This is a genomic window from Streptosporangium sp. NPDC002607 (assembly GCF_053592655.1).
In genome coordinates this window covers 25,401-41,217 of the sequence record NZ_JBSFWD010000015.1, presented here as the reverse complement: position 1 = coordinate 41,217, position 15,817 = coordinate 25,401, and the positions used below count along the sequence as shown (strand labels likewise).

Below are 15,817 nucleotides of genomic sequence, written 5' to 3'. Positions count from 1 at the left end.
GGTGAGGTCCCAGCCGAATCGCCGGCATCCCCGTTACGGATCCGCGGGTCCGGGGTGTGATCGACGGGCGGGCGCATGGGCGCCCGCGCCGAGCGCGAGCGGGTGCGCTCGGCGCGAGGGGTCCTCAGTACGAGGGGTCCGAAATGGACTCGGCCCGGTAGATGTCCATCGGCTCCTCGCCGTCCTCGTCCACGCCCACCTTCCTCAGCCGCAACGTTCGGCTGCCGATTTTCAGGGAGCGTTCACCGTTGATCTCCGTGGACGCGAACACCGTGACCGAGTGACCGTGCATATCGCGTACCTGGTCGTATTCCGGTCCGTCGGGAATGTCGAGCTTGATGCGCCTCGTCTGGAACGTCACCCTCCCAGTGTGAAAGCCCCGGCTCCGAAAATCGATCGCGCGCACAATGATATTTGGCATCGGTTTCAACCGGATGGTTATGGCGGCCTGCCCGGGACGGCGCTCCCGCTCCGGGGGGCTACGGCAGCGGATCGATTTCGAGGTTCTGGTCGTACTGGACGAGTTCGGCCCCGCGGTCCGTGAGGATGGGCCATCGGGTGGCGCGGGCACACCAGATGACGTGTCCGGCCGTGATGTCGCGCGATCCGTCGAGGATCTCCGCGATGTCTCCGACCTTCCCGTGTGTGAAGTCATCGATCTTCACGCCGGGGGTCGTGACGAGTTCGAACAGCTCCACCTGGGTCGAGATCGGGGAGATGGACAGGACAGCCGCGAGGCTGGTCGCCGGGACGCATATCCCGCCGCCACGGAAAAGGCACATGGCGGCGATGCTTCTGGAGTATTCGGTCTTCGCCACCGCGATGTCGACCAGTGCGCTCACGTCGAGCACTCGACCGGGAAGCACGGCTCAACGCCTCCTGAACGGGCGAATGCCGATCTGGCCCCACTCCGCCTCGGAGAGCTGGTCGACCCCGAGGGATTCGGCCGCCACGTTGAGGTCTTCTCGGTGCAGGTTCCAGCGGTGCATCAGGGTGATCACGTGGGGTTTGTTGCCGATCTCTCGCTGGACCGCCGTGTGGATCACGTCGACGACGCGGTTTCCGGTCAGCCGCGCCTTACGAGAGAGTGCCTCATAATCCGCTTTATCCAGCTCTATAGTGATAGAGGTTTCGGGAGCTGATGTGCTGATGGTCTTCTGTCCTTCTCTAAGCTGAAGATGCGCCAGCCAGAGCGGAACCGAATCCGATTCATGTCTGGCGCCATCGTGATCATTTGCCGATGGTTTTTCCGATCCTGTGCCGTCTTGCCTTGCCGGCATGGAGTGGGCCATAAGTTCGACAGTAGCTGTGAATTGCGGATTATGGCAGCACTTCTGCATGACTTCGATGGCGGGTGCGAGCGGGATTCCCGGTCGGGTGCCGGTTGTCATCCGCGTCACCTGCCTTTCCGCCCCCCGAGGTCGCGTCTCATCCCCGGTGGGGAGATCACCGGTCTCGGGCATCCCCAGGGCCACGCGTATCCCTACGCAACCGAGCGTATCCACATGTGTGCATATGTGCAGGTCCAAAATCCATTATTCAAGGAAACCTGATGGCTGGGGGGAGGCGGACGAACTTGGCGCGGGATCGGACGAGCCAGGAACGGGATCGGAGGGGGCGGAAGCCGGGTCGGAGGGGCCGGTGGCGGGATCGGACGGGCCTGAGGTGGGGGTGACGGTGCCGCAGAATCCCGCGGCCCGCCGTTGCTCGGCTATCTGGTCGACCGGCTTCTGGTACTCCGACCGTTCCTCGGGCGACGGCTCGTACCGCCACGAGTCGCTCTCGAAGACGAAGCCGAACTCCGTCGTGTCGCCGAGCCGGCTGGCCTGGACCAGGGCGGTGTCGCCGGTGATCGCGACCTCGGCGACGGTGAACGGGGAGTTCGCCACGAGCGGCGGGCAGAGACCGAACAGCCTCACGTACTCCTCCCGGGTGATCAACCCTTGCGCCCCGGTGGTCCACAGGTCCCAGAAATCACCGTAGGAGCCGCTGCTGTACGCGTCGAGCGCCGGCTGGGCGGCCTGGCGGACCGAGGCCTCCGAGTGCTCGGCATCGGGCGTCGGAGCCGCGACCGGCGGCGAGGAGGGCGGATTGAGCACCATGAACACGGTGATGGCGGCCCCGATGACCATACCGAGGGCCATGACGACCAGCACGGTCAGCCCGCGCCCCGTCTCGCCCCGCGGCGGCCGGCCGTACTGCGGCGGAGGCGGATAGCCCACGTGCGGTCTCCGGAGGGCCGACAAGAGTGGATGAACGTGATCATAATGCCCGTAGCTCGTGGCTGGCCACGGTCGCCGCGCGCGCTGGGAAGAAGGGGACACAACATCTCCGTCTACACCCCGCGGTTCTGCACGATCGGTCCGGCATCCAGCGCCGTCACGGTGGCCGTGTTCGCGCTGCTTGTCGTGGTCTGGTGCGTGGTGGCCTCCTGGCTCGGGTCGCACAGGAAGATCATCGAGCTGGTGGAGCGGTCGGGCAGGTGGCTGGTGCCCGTGGTGTTCATGAATGTCGGTGTGGTCATTGTGGCGGAGTCGATATTTAGATAAATATGGACAATTCGCCCGAATTTGGGGCAGGTGTATCGGGGAATTAATCATTATGCGAGACCGTTTGCGCTTCTACCGGCATCGATGGTTCAAGGCGTGGATCGCCATGATCGTTCTGTCCTTCTCGCTTATCGCCATGATGCAGGCGGCCGGCAATCAGGCGGTCATGCCCGCAGCCTTCTTCTACGGGGCCGCAGCCGGGCCCATCGCGCTCCTGCTCGCCATCCACGACCGTATCCACATCGCCACCAGCGTGCCGGCCATGACGCTGATGGGGATGTTCCTGTTCGGCGGGGGCGTCGCCCTGCTGCTAGGCGGTTATTTCGACTCGCTTTTCATCTCCCAGAAGAACAGCACCTCGATCCTGCGGGTCGGCTGGATCGAGGAACCCGCGAAGCTCGTCCCACCTCTCGCGGTCGCCCTCACCGGGCGCCACCTCACCAAGGCCGCGGGGGTCGCGCTCGGCCTATCCTGTGCGACCGGATTCACGATCATGGAGTCGATGGCCTACGCCTGGAAGAGCGTCGCCAACCACGGCGGTGCCGTCGGCGCGGGCACGATTCTCCTGCTACGCGGCCTCAGCACCCCCTTCAGCCACCTCGTCTGGACCGGCCTGGTGTGCGCGGTGGCCTTCGGGGCCTGGCAGGTCAGAGGTCGCGCCGTCGTCACCATCCCCATCATCGCCGCCTTCATGACGGCGGCCCTGCTCCACTCGCTCAGCGACGGCCTGCTCATTCTGGACATCCCCCAGCCCGCCCGCCTGCTCTTCCTCGTCGTCGCCGCGGCGAGCTACTGGCTGTTCCACCGGGCCACCCGCGACCTGAAACCACAGGCCGCCCCAGAGCCCGAGCCTTGAGGATGTTCCACGTGAAACGTCACAACCGGGAGAGCAGCCACCGGGGGCCGACGACCTCGGCGCCCAGTTCCGTGACCCGCTCGCGCAGCCCCCGGTCGGCGGTGACGACCAGGACGCGCTCCCACGGGCGGGCGTCCCTTACGGCCTGGACGACGGCGTCGTCCCCGCTTCCGGGCGCGGCGATCACGGAGACGCCGGACACCGGAGGGGCGTCGCGGGCGGCCCCCTCGACGACCGCGGTCACCCGGGGGAACCAGCGCGCCAGGGGCGGGATCTGGCCGGGCGTGGTCCACAGTCCACCGGCGGCGTGCGTGCCGACCTCGGTGAGCAGCCTGGCCGCCGCACCGGCGCGGTCCCTCCACCAGCCGTGCTCGGCGCGGGCGCCCACGATGTTGGCGATGTCGAGGACGACGAGGGAGGGGGCGAGCGCGAGACCGATCACCGGCCAGGTCTCAGCGAAGCCGGGGTGGAGTTTTTTGGCGGTGACCTCCTCGGCGGGAAGCCAGCGCAGGTCGGCGCTCTCACTGTTGCCCGGAACCGCCCTCAGCAGCTCCGCGGCCTCGGTGATCACTGTCTCGAAGGACCAGCCGCCGTGGTCGTCGAGGTAGACGCCCTGGATCCGCAGGCCGGTGCCGTCCAGCGTGGCCTCCTCGAACGCCTCGCGCAGGGCGGTCGTGACGGTGTCCTCGTGACTGTCGCGGGCACCGCCCGGCAGTCCCCAGGTGCCACCGTGGTGGCTCCAGACGGAGCGCTTCTGCATCAGGATGTGCGGCTTCCCGGTGGCGTCGTGGTGGACGGCGAGCAGCCCGGCCGCCCCGTACACGCCCCAGTGCCGGTGCCCGCGCTCACACTGGGCCCAACCGTCCCCATCCCTGGCCGCCATGGACCCATGATGCATCAGCCCGGTCCGGCGGCACCGGACCGGGTCGGCCTTCCCGCCCATGCTCCCGGCGACCTGTCGCGGACCAACGCTCGCGGGTGAGAGACCGCGGCACACCTCGGGGAAGCGGAGAAGCCTTCCGCTGGCGGCCAGAAATACCTCTATATCGGCTATATCGGATCAGCCATACTTGCGCGTATCTTGCCCCTCGTTAAAGGACCCGCATGAAGTCGAGCGCGTTCTCCGTGCATATTCGCCCGTTGCGCCCGATCCGTACGTTCGCGACCGTTGCCATCACTCTGATCGCGCTGGTCTCCATCGTGTCCGTGGGCCTGTCGGGGCTGCGGATCCTCTACGAGGGGGACCGGCTCTGGCGACTGGTCTACGAGTGGGAGGCCCTGTACACGCTCCTCCTCTCCCCGGTCGTCCTCCTTTTTCCGATGCTCTGCCTGCTGGCGGGAATCGCCTTCGTATGCTGGCTGTTCCGTGCTCGCGCCAACTCGTACGCGATCTCTCCAGGGGTCTTTCACGTGTACGCCCGCCGTACCTGGTGCTGGGCTGGATCCTCCCCATCGTCAACCTGTTCGCTCCCAAGGGGATCGTCGACGACATCCTGGCCACTTCCCGGCCAGGTGGCCTGCGACCGGGGAGCGACCTCTTCAGGGCCCGCCGCTCGGGGCTGGTCTGGGCATGGTGGCTGACGTGGGTGCTGTGGCCGTACGCGACGCTGGCGTCCGTGGGGCTGGCGGGGACGGACATGGAGGGCATGGAAAGCGGCCTGGAAAGCGGCCTGGAAAGCGGCCTGGCAGACCTCGCCCTGATCGTCGGCATCGCGCTGCCGATCGCCGCGGGCCTCCTCGCCATCCGGGTCGTCCTGACGATCACCGATCTTCAGGAGACCGCCCGCACAGGAGGGCCGGTATGGCTCCAGGAAAGGGCAGGACCGCTCGGGAAGCCGCACCTCGGGCTCACCACGCTCGTCGTGCGTGACTATGACGAGGCCATCGCCTTCTACGTCGATGTCCTCGGCTTCGAGCTCCTGGAGGACACGCCTCAGGGTGAGGGCGGACGCTGGGTGACCGTCCGCCCGCGAGGCGCGCGGGAGACGGCGCTCCTGCTCGCGCGCGCCGACGGCCCCGAGCAGGAGGCCCGCGTCGGCGACCAGACCGGCGGCAGGGTCGGCCTGTTCCTCCACACGGACGACTTCGCCCGCGACCACGAGCGGATGCTGTCGGCGGGCGTCACCTTCGAGGAGGCCCCACGGCACGAGCCCTATGGCACGGTCGCCGCCTTTCGGGACCTGTACGGCAACCGCTGGGATCTGCTCCAGCCCCGCGTCTCGCCCGCGTACGGCTGAGCCTGGCCGGCCGATGACCGGTCAAGGCCCGGACGTCCGCCGCGCGGCCCCGTGGTCGTCTCCTCGCCCGGGTGTCGTCGCGCCCGAGCCTGTTTCGCCCGGCTACCCGCGTTCGGCGGGTGAGGAGGCGACCCTCGCGTCGAGGCGGTTGGCGTACAGGCTTGTGGCCGTGACGGTGGCCAGGACCGCGACGATGACCCCCAGCGAGACCGGAGTGGGGATTTCCGGGACCCACGTCCAGACGCCGTGCGCCCAGTGCAGGACGAGCTTGATCCCGATGAAGGCCAGGATGATGCCGAGTCCGTGGTTCAGGTGCCGCAGTTTCGCCAGGACGCCCAGGAGGACGAAGTAGAGCGCGCGAAGGCCCAGGAGGGCGAAGGCGTTGGTGGCGAAGACGAGGTAGGGGTCCTCGGTCACGCCGTACACCGCGGGCACCGAGTCGACGGCGAAGACGATGTCGGTGGCGAAGACGGCCACGATGGCCAGCGCCAGCGGAGTCAGGGCGCGGCGGCCGCCCTCACGAACGACCAGGTGGGAACCGCGATAGTCGTTGGTGACCGGCATGAAGCGCCGTAGCAGCCGGACCGTGCGCATGGAGGAGATGTCGACCTGCTGCTCCTTCCCGCTCAGTGCGTCCTTCATGATCTTCACGGCGGTGACGATCAGTATCCCGCCGAACAGCAGGAACGCCCAGGTGCCGCTCTGCAGGACGGCCGCCCCCAGGGCGATGAAGATCGCCCGCAGTACCAGCGCCCCGACGATGCCGTACAGCAGGACCCGCTGGGCCAGGGCGACCGGGACCGCGAAGGCGGACAGCAGCAGCATGAACACGAACAGGTTGTCCACCGACAGGGACTTCTCCACCACGTAGCCGGTGAAGAACTCCACCGCCACACCGGACCCGAAGACCCCCCACAGGTAGACGCCGAAGATCAGGGGCAGTGCCAGGTAGAAGACCGACCAGCCCACCGCCTCGCGCATCCGTACCTCGTGCGGTCGCCGCGTCAGCATGAAGTCCACGGCGAGCAGCAGCAGCAGAGCGGCCACGGTGATGATCCACAGTTGTGGCGAACCGATCGTTTCAAGACTGACTGCTGACAGGAATGCCTCGGTGGGCATGAAGCCTCCTCGAACGTGCTTGGCCGTTCGAGGTCTCCTTCACCCGCACGCAGCAGGTGGCCGCCCGGGGACATTATGAAACGTCCGTACTGACCGGGTCGGCTCTTGGGAAGTACTCCCCTCGTCGTCCCAGAGTAGGGCAGTTGTTGGACAGGCTTCTACCCCGGGTTGCTGTCGAGGCCTGATCCGCACGGATGGTGGAATCAACGGGGAGGGGAGCACCCGCCGCCCGACACCCCGATCGGTGACACGGCCCCCGAGCGTGGGGAGACCCGGCGGAGCGGCCCCACCTGCACCGGCCGGGCGATCACGGCGGCGGGAACGGGGGGACGAGACGTCGAACCACGGCCCGGGCCTCAGCCACCGCCCTTGCTGAAGTGCTGGTAGTCCTTGATGCCTGACCAGTAGCCGCCCCACTCCCAGCCCTTCGCCTGGAAGGCCTTGACCACCCGGTCGCCCGGGTTGATCACGCCGGGGGCCTGCACCGGGCGCTTGGCGAATCTGCGGGCGTTGCTGTGCGCCACCGAGCCGTTCGACGAAACGTACGGGTTCTCGCGCGGGTTGATGTCGATGGCCCGGCCGTAGGCGTGCTGGGACCAGCTGCTGGACCCCGTCGCCGCGCGGCAGTTGAAGGCCGAGGTGTTGTTGGCCTCGATCGAGTCGAAGTCGTCGCCCTTGTAGACGTCGACGAGCTCCATCTTGTTGATCGGCCAGCGCCAGTCGTACAGGCGCCGGAAGATCGAGACGATATCGTCGGCCACGCCCTTGTAGACCACCAGCTCGCCGGTGTGCGGCTTGTCGTCGAAGCCCCAGTAGGTCATCGTGATCAGCCGCAGGTCGCTGAGCTGGACCGGGCAGCCCGGCCGCCAGGAGTACTTGAGCAGCTGGCGGGTGACGGGGGAGATCTTCGCGGAGAACTTCGGCGGGCCCGTCGGGGTCGGTGTCGCGGTGCCGGGCTCCGGTGTCGTCGTCGGTGTCGTCGTCGCGGCGGTCGGCTCGGGAGCCGGCGACGTCGGCCGCGCGGCCGACGTGGACTGGGCCGGTGTGGGCTGGGAGATGGCCGTGCCGCAGGAGGCGACCGCCAGGCAGCCGACGGTCATCGCGAGCGCCGCCCGGGTACGGATCGTGAATTTGGATCTTGCCACGTGCTGCCCCCCATCGAAACGGACAAAAGCGACAATAGTTCATTGTAATTGATCAATTACCCGAGGTGACGGGCGAGTGCGGCGGCGATCCACCCATGGGCGATCACGGACTCCGGTGGCCAGGGTGTGCCGTTGACCATGGCCGCCAGCTCCCAGTATCGCTCGGCGCGCGGGTCGTGCTCGGTGTAGTCCCGTACGACCGACTCCGGGGTGCGCCCCTGCGCGTCGGCCATGAGCGCGAGGATCCCGGCCACGACGGGTGCGGCGGCCTCCGACTCGGGGGCCACGCCGTCGCGCACCGCGGCCAGCGCTCTCTCCATGATCAGAGTGTTGGCCTCGTGCCAGGTGGTCGGATCGAGTTCGCCGGCCTTCTCCCAGAACTCGCCGCCCATCTCGCGGAGGGAGGCGCGGAAGTCGTCGTCGGAGAGCAGTTCGGTCAGCTCCAGCCAGGCGTCGAGCTGTTCGATGCCCGGGTCGTCGGGCAGGTCGGGCACCATGGCCGGGCGCAGACCGGCGAGCCACTTCTGCCTGGCGGGGTTCTCGCCGGAGACCTCGTCGACGAACTCGTTCACCAGTGCGGCCGTCTCCGCCGCACCGAGCCGCCCGAGGGCGTTGATCCGGCGCAGATCGTCGTCGGACACCTCGTCCCGCTCCAGCGTGGCCCTGAGTACCGCACGGGTCCGCTGTAGTGACCTGATCTGCGCCTCGACCGTACGGAGATGCAGGGAGAGCACCTCGCCCAGGTCGCGGTCGCCGAGTGACCTGATGGTCGCCAGGTCGACGCCGATCTCGCGCAGCGCCCTGACGAGCTCCAGCCGGCCACGGTCCTCGTCGCCGTAGAGGCGGTAGCCGCTCCGGGTGCGGCCGCGTTCGGGAAGCACCCCGATGTCGGAGTAGAAGCGGATCGTCTTCACCGGCAGACCGGAGAGTCTGGCGAGCTGTCCGATCGTGTAGCTCATGTGCTCATTATTCCGTTGAGCCTCCAGTTACAGGAGACTTTAGCTTGCCGGACATGTCGAAGAAGAAGGTCAACAGGACCGCCAAGCTCCAACTTCCGGCCGGCGAGGCCGGTCCCGCCGCGGTGGGCAAGGACCTCGGCCCGCTGGGGCTGAACCTCATGGAGTTCTGCCGCCGGTACAACGCCGCCACGCAGGATCAGCGGGGATTCGTGGTCCCCGTCGTCGTCACCGTGTTCGAGGACCGCTCGTTCGAACTGGCGATCAAGATGCCCACCACGGCCTCGCTGATCCGCCGGGTGATCGGCCTGGACGGCGGCAGCCCCCGCCCGGGACATCAGGCGGCGGGCACGATCACCCGCGCGCAGCTGCGGGAGGTCGCCAGGAGCAAGATGCCCGATCTCAACACCGCGGACCTGGACCAGGCCGAGAAGATCGTCGCCGGCACCGCGCGCTCGATGGGCCTGACCGTTCGCGACTGAACGCTCATGGGCGGTGAGCGCCTCCTGGCGGGAGCCTGGCCTGCCGGCCGCTCGCTGAGACCGGAGCGGCCCCGGGCTCTCTACCCGTGACGGGGCGCTCGCGTGGCTTACGCCCGGATTTGTAGCTGCTTGGCGCGGGAGCCCGGGTTCCTTGGGAAGGCTTTTCATCGAAACGTATCGCGCCTGTGTTCGAACCCGCGCTACAGTCATGGGCACGGGATCGAACACGGGTTCGGGCTGACGTCCGCCCAGGTGAAGGGGTGTGCCATGGCGATGCTCGCGACACACGCTCCGTTTCCTCGGGTGCCGGTGGAGCGCGGTGCGACACGCCGTAGCCCTTTCTACGGAAATCTAAGCCGACCGCTATATCCCGTCATAAAGTCCGAGAGCGTGGACCCCGTGCGCAATCCCTACGCTCCAGGTGCCGGACAGCGCCCCCCAGAGCTCGCCGGTCGCGACCGTGAGCTACAGCAGTTCGAGATCGTCCTTGAGCGGGTGGCCCGAGGGCGCCCCGAGCGCAGCATGGTGGTCACCGGGCTGCGCGGCGTCGGTAAGACCGTCCTGCTCAACACCTTCAAGTCGATGGCCATGCAGCGGCTGTGGGGCACCGGGAAGATCGAGGCCAGACCCGACCAGTCGATCCGGCGTCCGGTGGCCGCCGCCCTGCACATGGCGATCCGCGAGCTGGCCCCCAGGCACCGGGCGCCCGAGCGTATCGAGGAGTTCCTCGGCGTGCTCAAGGCGTTCGCGATGCGCGACCCGTCCGCGGCCAAGGGCACCTCGCACTGGTCGCCCGCGATCGACGTGCCCGCGGGGCGGGGGCGCGCCGACTCCGGGGATCTGGAGATCGATCTCACCGAGCTGTTCGTCGACGCCGCCGGGGTCGCCACCGATCTGGGCGTCGGCATCGCGCTGTTCATCGACGAGATGCAGGATGTGCAGGCTCCCGACGTCTCGGCGCTCTGCGCGGCCTGTCACGAGCTCTCCCAGAGCGGTGGCCCGCTGATCGTGGTGGGCGCGGGGCTGCCACATCTCCCCAGCGTGCTGTCGGCCAGCAAGAGCTACTCCGAGCGGCTCTTCCGCTATGCCAGGATCGACCGTCTTGACCGCGACGCGGCCGACCTGGCGCTCATCGCCCCGGCGGAGAGTGAGGGTGTGGAGTTCACCCAGGACGCCCTCGACGCCCTCTACGTGGCGGCAGACGGCTACCCCTACTTCGTCCAGGCGTACGGCAAGGTCGCCTGGGACCTGGCGCTGCGCAGCCCGATCACCGCCGACGACATCAGGGTCTCCGCGCCGGAGGCCGAGGAGGAGCTCGCGGTCGGCTTCTTCGGCAGCCGCTACGAGCGGGCCACTCCCGCCGAGCGCGACTACATGCACGCCATGGCCGCCATCGGCGACGAGCCCGTCGCCACCGCCGAGGTGGCCGAAGGGCTCGGCCGTAAACCGTCGAGCCTCTCTCCGGCCCGCGACAGCCTCATCAAGAAAGGCCTGATCTACAGCGCGGAGCGGGGGCTGATCGCGTTCACCGTGCCGCACTTCGGAAAGTTCCTGCGATCCCAACCGGTCTGAGCGAACATTTGTTCGATATAGTGTGAGGGAGCTCCTAGCTCTCTATATGGCTCTCTAGTGGGGAAGCTAGAGAGCCATATAGAGCTCAATCGTGTTGCCCTGCGGATCTTGCTGTGCCGAGGTCCGGTCAGGTGGTGTCTCACGGGGGTGCCGCCTGACCACGATGGGCAACGGACCCCAGGGGCAGGGCCTAGAGGAATCTAGGGCCCTCTAGCGTCAGGCCGATACCGGCAGAGATTCCGGAAGAGGCGTGGTCTCCACCGGACGCCCGTCGGAGCCGACCATGGCGACCCGCACCGCCGGATGGCGTCCGCTCAGATAGACCGCGAAGACCACGTCGACGGGCTCGCCCGTGTGGCTCTGTCCCGGATAGACGAAGAACCGCCAGCACAGTTCCCGCCAGCTGTCGACCGGCTCCGTGCTCGTCAGCCGGCCGGTGTGCGAGCGCCAGACCGTGCTCGACCGCAGTCGGCCGAGCGCGGTGGCCGGGTCGAAGCGGCGCTGCTCACAGGGGGCCCGGTAGCGGAGCCTGGCGACCGCCTCCTCGATCTCCGGCGAGAGTGCGGCGAGCACCAGCAGACCGGCGATCATGTAGGGCAGGTGCGTCCACGTCATGCCGGCGATCGCCTCCCAGCCGGAGACCTCCGGAGTCAGGAGCAGCCCCGCGGACATCGCCGTCAGCACCATGGTGCGGCCCAGCGATCGCCGTCCCACCGGTACCGCGCTGACCTCGCCGAAGCATCCGCATCCCGCGTCCGGGCGTCGGCGCCGCAGTTCCCACAGGACATAGGTGGACACCGCGAAGAACGCGACGACCGCCCACCGGAAGAACGGTTGGCCACTCACCAGCAGGCCGCACGCCAGGAACAACTCGCCGAGCGCGCAGATCAGCATCATGTGCTTACGCCAGCGTTCGGGCACCAGCACGGCAGGCCCCAGCCTGCTCAGCATGCCGGGCTCGGCCTCGCGCGCGACGGTCCAGACCTTCGCGACCGTACCTGCGACCAGCAGCAGGAGCAGGACCGGCAGTTGTTCGGCGGCGATCGTCGTCAGCATCCGTGTCACCCCATTCCAAGTCTGGCGTTGAAGCATCCGGCGGTCAGGTCTCCACCGAGTTCCACGAAGGAACTCGGTGACAGCTCCAGAATCCGGCCGCGAGGCGAGGTGCCGCACTCCAGGCACCGGTCGCAGAACCGGCCGGCCAGACAGCCGCACGCCACGATCGGCAGGACCGAGGTCCGCCCGGCGCACACGTTGCGTACGTTGAGCATCGAACCCAGCGACAGGTACGGCAGCCCGGTGCAGGACACCCCGGCGTCGTCGCACGCCGTATCGGACCGCTCCAACATGGGGTAGGCCACCCCCTGCTCCCCGCAGTCGAAGGTGTCCGACCAGGTGGCCGTGCCCGAGATCCGCGACTGCATGCCGCTGTAGCCGGGCGGAGGCGTCGGCACGGCCCTCCACCGGTAGGGCGGCTGCGAGGTCGCGGGCAGTCGAGCCTGTGCCACGCCGTCCTCGCGGACCCCGATGGCGTCGAACAGGTAGCCGGGTTCGAACTGCGGATGCCTGACCCGCAGGCGCCCCGAGGCGCGGTAGGGGATGACGATCGTGCGCCGCCCACGGTGCGGTCCGCAGTACAGCTCCACGGAGTGGTCCTTGCCCTCCGAGTCGATCGACTGGATCACACCGGTGATCCTGGTGATGTCCGCCCAGATCCGGTCCACGACCCGGCCGGCCCGCAGCGCTCTGATGATCACATTGGAGCCCACGGGAAGGTCGGCCGGAGTGACGGCCTCGCCACGCCAGGCGGTCGCCCACGGCGCGATGACGAGCCGCTCCTCGTGGCCGTCCGGGGTGTCGATGACGATCAGGTGCGGGCTGACGTCCAGGATCGCACCGCTGACCGAGTGGAAGGACTCACCTTCGACGGGGAGCGGGCCGGGCTCCTGCGCCGCCCGGCCAAGCGCGGCTGCCGCCAGCGCGCGGCGGCGATCGGCGCTGAGATAGGGCATCGTCGCTCCCCAGGTTCTGCGAGGTGTCGCAGTCAGCGTCACACGCTTCGCGGAGTCCCGCTGTCCGCTCCACCAATAATCACGGCAGGTGTCCAACCAGGTACTACAGTTCCCCTCCTCGGTAGAACGCATTGGTGTCCACTCGATGACAAACCGCTATCTAGTATCTCTTGCGTGCTCCGTCGCCCATCGAAGCCGATCTTTACCGTTGATGGGATGAAACATAGATTTCGGTTCAGCCGCAGTATGGGTTCGGGCTGCGATTCTGACCACCATACGCACCTGGAGCACAGGCTGGTGATCACGGTGGCCGGCGGGACCGACGAGGAGTTCCGCGAGTATGTCGTTGCTCGCGGCCCGGTGTTACTGCGTGCCGCCTACCAGCTCACCGGGAATCCGAGCGACGCCGAGGACCTGCTGCAGGCGGCACTGGTCAAGACCTACCTCGCCTGGGATCGCATCCAGGACCACGCCGCCCTGGACCGCTACGTGCGCCGGACGATGGTCAACATCAACATCTCCTGGTGGCGGCGGCGCAAGCTGGAGGAGTATCCGTCCGAGGAGCTTCCCGAGCCGATGCTCGCGGGCGGCCCCCACCTGCCCGAGCGGGTCGAGCAGGCCCTCGACCGGCTGCCCACCCGGATGCGGACCGCCGTCGTCCTGCGCTACTACGAGGACATGACCGAGTCGGAGATCGCCAAGACCCTGGGCATCAGCGTCGGGACCGTCAAGAGCACGGTCTCCCGGGGGATGGCCAAGCTCCGCGGCGACCTCACGCTCTCCGAACCGCGGGAGTTGGAGCATCGGGTCTAGACCCTTTTTGCCCACCGCGGTCAGGCGGGTCTCGCCACGTTCTCCTTGCGAGTCCTCGCTACAGCACGTTCTGCGGGACGGCTCCTGAACCGGTATTCCCGCACGTCGACCGGAGCCTTTCCCGGGACATCCGATTCGGGCAACCCGCCCGGTGAGGGGCGGAATCCCGCGGTTCTAGCCATGGCAAGACGGGACGGACTCGGCTTCCGCCCCTGCGGTGGCACACGGCCGTACGGCGTCGCGAATGGTTCTGAGGGTGTCGAGGAAGGCGCTGAGCTGCTCGGGAGAGAGCAGGCCGGTGAACCAGGTGTCGATGTCGATCAGATGCCGGGGGAGGATGCCGCTGAGCCGGTCGGCGCCGGCCTCGGTGATGACCGCGTAGGAGGCCCGCCTGTCGGTGGCGCACGCCTGCCTCATGGCCAGTCCCTCGCGCTCCAGCCGGTCGACGACCCGGGTCATCCCGCTGGTGGACAGGCTCGTCTGCGCCGCCAGGTCGCTCATCCGCAGCCGTCGCCCCGGTGAGCGCGCCAACCTGAGCAACGTCTCAAAGTCGATCTCTGAGAGCCCCGCGGCCGCAAAGGACTCATGCGTCTTGGCCGAGATGCCGGTGTAGACCTCCGCCAGGAGGCCCATCGCCGTCAGCCGGGAGTCATCAAAGGGGATCACGTTCACACTCTATCCGAAGGTAGTTGACGGGAGGAATATTCCTCGTGTAGAAATCTGTTGCTGCAATCATCTACTCAGCAACCTTCTCATCGGGAGCACAGCATGACCACTCGGACCTGGGAGAACCTTCAGATCCCGGCCGCCGGAACCTTCGCTCTGGACGTCGCCCACACCCGGATCGGCTTCGTCGTCAAGCACATGATGGTGAGCAAGGTCCGCGGTCACTTCGGCGACTTCTCCGGCACCGTCACCATCGCCGAGAACCCCCTGGACTCCTCCGCGGAGCTCTCGATCAAGACCGAGAGCATCAACACCGGCGTCGCGGACCGCGATGGCCACCTGCGCAGCGACGACTTCCTCTCCGTCGAGAAGTTCCCCACGCTGACCTTCCGCAGCACCCGTGTCGTCGGCCACTCCGGTGACGAGTTCACCCTCGTCGGCGACCTCACCATCCGCGACGTCACCAAGCCGGTCGAGCTCACCGTCGAGTACGGCGGCGCCGGCACCAACCCGTGGGGCCAGGACGTCTGGGGCTTCTCGATCACGACCGAGATCGACCGCGAGGAGTTCGGTCTGACCTGGAACCAGGCGCTGGAGACCGGCGGCGTCCTGGTCGGCAAGAAGATCAAGATTGAGATCGAGGGCGAGGCCAACCCGGCCGCCTGATCTCCGCCACCACTCGGGACCCCTCCCGTCCCCTCGGGCGGCGAGGGGCCTCAGTGCGTCCGCCTGTTGAGATATAGCGTCTCATGAAGTGGGAATCCACAGGATTCCCGCCAGGCCCAGCTGGGGACTCCCCGGTTTGTCCACAGGGGCGGCGAAAGTTATCCACCGCCTGTGGACAACTCTCGCCCAACCCTTGCCCGCGACGTGATCACCAACCGCTTTGCCGCCTCGCCGGATGGCCGGTACTCTGTCCTGAGCCGAACGGTTACCAGGAGGCTTCGCCTAGTCAGGTCTATGGCGCCGCACTGCTAATGCGGTTTGGGTTTACCGCCCATCCGGGGTTCAAATCCCCGAGCCTCCGCAGTTCAGAGGCCCTCTCCCAGATTTCGGGAGAGGGCCTTTTTTTGATCTCCGAACCCTGGCAGGGCTGCAGTTCTCACGCATCGCCGGTGATCTTGTCCTTGGCGTAGACGGTTCGACCCTTGGGTGAGGCGTCGAAGTCCTTGACCTGCTCGACCTCGCCGATGACGAAGCAGCCGTGCGGGAAGACCTGGCTGAAACTGATGGGGATGGGGCCTTGGATGGCCATGGGCCCTACCTTTCGTCTATCCCTCTAGACAGTGATGGACGTTCCGTCGGGGCAAACTGTCTAGGGGGCTAATCAGGAAACTCTAGGCTCTCTCTGGCTGTCTAGGGGGGTAAACAAGTGCCGCACCCTTTAAGCCGGAACTCTTTGCGGAGCAA

General features: G+C 67.4%; 19 protein-coding genes and 1 tRNA gene. 8 read left to right on the top strand and 12 right to left on the bottom strand.

What is annotated here, in order from left to right:
- Nucleotides 1-124: 124 nt before the first annotated feature.
- The 4 genes from ACWD3H_RS18725 to ACWD3H_RS18710 all read right to left on the bottom strand — a co-directional run bounded on the left by ACWD3H_RS18725 (nt 125) and on the right by ACWD3H_RS18710 (nt 2,222).
- The gene (locus tag ACWD3H_RS18725) at nt 125-361 is read right to left on the bottom strand and encodes a hypothetical protein (RefSeq protein WP_030921016.1); all 237 of its coding nucleotides are present in this window, start codon (nt 359-361) and stop codon (nt 125-127) included.
- Nucleotides 362-479: 118 nt separating this feature from the next.
- A complete protein-coding gene (locus tag ACWD3H_RS18720) occupies nt 480-866 on the bottom strand; it encodes a hypothetical protein (RefSeq protein ID WP_326646349.1) in 387 nt (128 codons plus the stop codon).
- Between the two features lie 3 nt (nt 867-869).
- Complete coding sequence (locus ACWD3H_RS18715; RefSeq protein ID WP_451955844.1) at nt 870-1,391, bottom strand: hypothetical protein; 522 nt, start codon at nt 1,389-1,391, stop codon at nt 870-872.
- 144 nt (nt 1,392-1,535) lie between these two features.
- Nucleotides 1,536-2,222 (bottom strand): hypothetical protein, encoded by a 687-nt coding sequence (locus ACWD3H_RS18710; RefSeq protein WP_355559714.1) that lies wholly within the window; start codon nt 2,220-2,222, stop codon nt 1,536-1,538.
- 30 nt (nt 2,223-2,252) lie between these two features.
- Between ACWD3H_RS18710 and ACWD3H_RS18705 the strand changes: the two genes are divergently transcribed.
- Together ACWD3H_RS18705 and ACWD3H_RS18700 are read left to right on the top strand one after the other, a co-directional pair.
- Nucleotides 2,253-2,549 (top strand): cadmium resistance transporter, encoded by a 297-nt coding sequence (locus ACWD3H_RS18705; protein WP_451955843.1) that lies wholly within the window; start codon nt 2,253-2,255, stop codon nt 2,547-2,549.
- A gap of 52 nt (nt 2,550-2,601) precedes the next feature.
- Complete coding sequence (locus ACWD3H_RS18700) at nt 2,602-3,405, top strand: PrsW family glutamic-type intramembrane protease (RefSeq protein ID WP_451955842.1); 804 nt, start codon at nt 2,602-2,604, stop codon at nt 3,403-3,405.
- 19 nt (nt 3,406-3,424) lie between these two features.
- Here ACWD3H_RS18700 and ACWD3H_RS18695 read toward each other — a convergent pair whose 3' ends face one another.
- Entirely contained in the window at nt 3,425-4,288 is an 864-nt protein-coding gene (locus ACWD3H_RS18695; RefSeq protein WP_451955841.1) for an NUDIX domain-containing protein, read from the bottom strand.
- A gap of 469 nt (nt 4,289-4,757) precedes the next feature.
- On the opposite strand from ACWD3H_RS18695, the gene ACWD3H_RS18690 reads away from it, so the two are divergent.
- Nucleotides 4,758-5,642, top strand: a complete 885-nt coding sequence (locus ACWD3H_RS18690) for a VOC family protein (protein ID WP_451955840.1) — start codon at nt 4,758-4,760, stop codon at nt 5,640-5,642.
- Between the two features lie 102 nt (nt 5,643-5,744).
- On the opposite strand, the gene ACWD3H_RS18685 is transcribed toward ACWD3H_RS18690, so the two are convergent.
- From ACWD3H_RS18685 to ACWD3H_RS18675, 3 genes are all read right to left on the bottom strand, one after another.
- The gene (locus ACWD3H_RS18685; RefSeq protein WP_451955839.1) at nt 5,745-6,761 is read right to left on the bottom strand and encodes a TerC/Alx family metal homeostasis membrane protein; all 1,017 of its coding nucleotides are present in this window, start codon (nt 6,759-6,761) and stop codon (nt 5,745-5,747) included.
- Nucleotides 6,762-7,117: 356 nt separating this feature from the next.
- Nucleotides 7,118-7,906: a M15 family metallopeptidase gene (locus ACWD3H_RS18680; RefSeq protein ID WP_451955838.1), complete on the bottom strand. Its 789-nt coding sequence runs from the start codon at nt 7,904-7,906 to the stop codon at nt 7,118-7,120.
- A 56-nt stretch (nt 7,907-7,962) separates the two neighbouring features.
- Nucleotides 7,963-8,865: a MerR family transcriptional regulator gene (locus tag ACWD3H_RS18675; protein WP_451955837.1), complete on the bottom strand. Its 903-nt coding sequence runs from the start codon at nt 8,863-8,865 to the stop codon at nt 7,963-7,965.
- 53 nt (nt 8,866-8,918) lie between these two features.
- Here ACWD3H_RS18675 and rplK point away from each other — a divergent pair, with 53 nt between their 5' ends.
- Nucleotides 8,919-9,344, top strand: a complete 426-nt coding sequence (gene rplK, locus ACWD3H_RS18670; RefSeq protein ID WP_451955836.1) for a 50S ribosomal protein L11 — start codon at nt 8,919-8,921, stop codon at nt 9,342-9,344.
- Between the two features lie 399 nt (nt 9,345-9,743).
- Nucleotides 9,744-10,916, top strand: coding sequence for an AAA family ATPase (locus ACWD3H_RS18665; RefSeq protein WP_451955835.1), 1,173 nt, complete (start codon nt 9,744-9,746; stop codon nt 10,914-10,916).
- A gap of 216 nt (nt 10,917-11,132) precedes the next feature.
- Here ACWD3H_RS18665 and ACWD3H_RS18660 read toward each other — a convergent pair whose 3' ends face one another.
- On the bottom strand, nt 11,133-11,972 hold the full coding sequence (locus ACWD3H_RS18660) for a MauE/DoxX family redox-associated membrane protein (protein ID WP_350914091.1): 840 nt from the start codon (nt 11,970-11,972) through the stop codon (nt 11,133-11,135).
- A gap of 5 nt (nt 11,973-11,977) precedes the next feature.
- The gene (locus tag ACWD3H_RS18655) at nt 11,978-12,928 is read right to left on the bottom strand and encodes a hypothetical protein (RefSeq protein WP_350914093.1); all 951 of its coding nucleotides are present in this window, start codon (nt 12,926-12,928) and stop codon (nt 11,978-11,980) included.
- Nucleotides 12,929-13,174: 246 nt separating this feature from the next.
- On the opposite strand from ACWD3H_RS18655, the gene ACWD3H_RS18650 reads away from it, so the two are divergent.
- On the top strand, nt 13,175-13,741 hold the full coding sequence (locus tag ACWD3H_RS18650; protein WP_451955946.1) for a SigE family RNA polymerase sigma factor: 567 nt from the start codon (nt 13,175-13,177) through the stop codon (nt 13,739-13,741).
- 174 nt (nt 13,742-13,915) lie between these two features.
- On the opposite strand, the gene ACWD3H_RS18645 is transcribed toward ACWD3H_RS18650, so the two are convergent.
- Entirely contained in the window at nt 13,916-14,407 is a 492-nt protein-coding gene (locus ACWD3H_RS18645) for a MarR family winged helix-turn-helix transcriptional regulator (protein ID WP_355614842.1), read from the bottom strand.
- A 102-nt stretch (nt 14,408-14,509) separates the two neighbouring features.
- Here ACWD3H_RS18645 and ACWD3H_RS18640 point away from each other — a divergent pair, with 102 nt between their 5' ends.
- A complete protein-coding gene (locus tag ACWD3H_RS18640) occupies nt 14,510-15,073 on the top strand; it encodes a YceI family protein (RefSeq protein WP_350914098.1) in 564 nt (187 codons plus the stop codon).
- A gap of 271 nt (nt 15,074-15,344) precedes the next feature.
- Nucleotides 15,345-15,434, top strand: a tRNA-Ser gene (locus tag ACWD3H_RS18635).
- 75 nt (nt 15,435-15,509) lie between these two features.
- Here ACWD3H_RS18635 and ACWD3H_RS18630 read toward each other — a convergent pair.
- Nucleotides 15,510-15,662 (bottom strand): hypothetical protein, encoded by a 153-nt coding sequence (locus tag ACWD3H_RS18630; RefSeq protein WP_451955834.1) that lies wholly within the window; start codon nt 15,660-15,662, stop codon nt 15,510-15,512.
- Nucleotides 15,663-15,817: the final 155 nt, after the last annotated feature.

Coding starts and splice junctions, on each gene's coding strand:
- ACWD3H_RS18630 (WP_451955834.1), bottom strand. CDS start 15,662: ATGGCCATCCAAGGCCCCATCCCCATCAGTTTCAGCCAGGTCTTCCCG.
- ACWD3H_RS18695 (WP_451955841.1), bottom strand. CDS start 4,288: ATGGCGGCCAGGGATGGGGACGGTTGGGCCCAGTGTGAGCGCGGGCAC.
- ACWD3H_RS18660 (WP_350914091.1), bottom strand. CDS start 11,972: ATGCTGACGACGATCGCCGCCGAACAACTGCCGGTCCTGCTCCTGCTG.
- ACWD3H_RS18675 (WP_451955837.1), bottom strand. CDS start 8,865: ATGAGCTACACGATCGGACAGCTCGCCAGACTCTCCGGTCTGCCGGTG.
- rplK (WP_451955836.1), top strand. CDS start 8,919: ATGTCGAAGAAGAAGGTCAACAGGACCGCCAAGCTCCAACTTCCGGCC.
- ACWD3H_RS18685 (WP_451955839.1), bottom strand. CDS start 6,761: ATGCCCACCGAGGCATTCCTGTCAGCAGTCAGTCTTGAAACGATCGGT.
- ACWD3H_RS18650 (WP_451955946.1), top strand. CDS start 13,175: ATGGGTTCGGGCTGCGATTCTGACCACCATACGCACCTGGAGCACAGG.
- ACWD3H_RS18700 (WP_451955842.1), top strand. CDS start 2,602: ATGCGAGACCGTTTGCGCTTCTACCGGCATCGATGGTTCAAGGCGTGG.
- ACWD3H_RS18715 (WP_451955844.1), bottom strand. CDS start 1,391: ATGACAACCGGCACCCGACCGGGAATCCCGCTCGCACCCGCCATCGAA.
- ACWD3H_RS18655 (WP_350914093.1), bottom strand. CDS start 12,928: ATGCCCTATCTCAGCGCCGATCGCCGCCGCGCGCTGGCGGCAGCCGCG.
- ACWD3H_RS18705 (WP_451955843.1), top strand. CDS start 2,253: ATGAACGTGATCATAATGCCCGTAGCTCGTGGCTGGCCACGGTCGCCG.
- ACWD3H_RS18640 (WP_350914098.1), top strand. CDS start 14,510: ATGACCACTCGGACCTGGGAGAACCTTCAGATCCCGGCCGCCGGAACC.
- ACWD3H_RS18690 (WP_451955840.1), top strand. CDS start 4,758: ATGCTGGCTGTTCCGTGCTCGCGCCAACTCGTACGCGATCTCTCCAGG.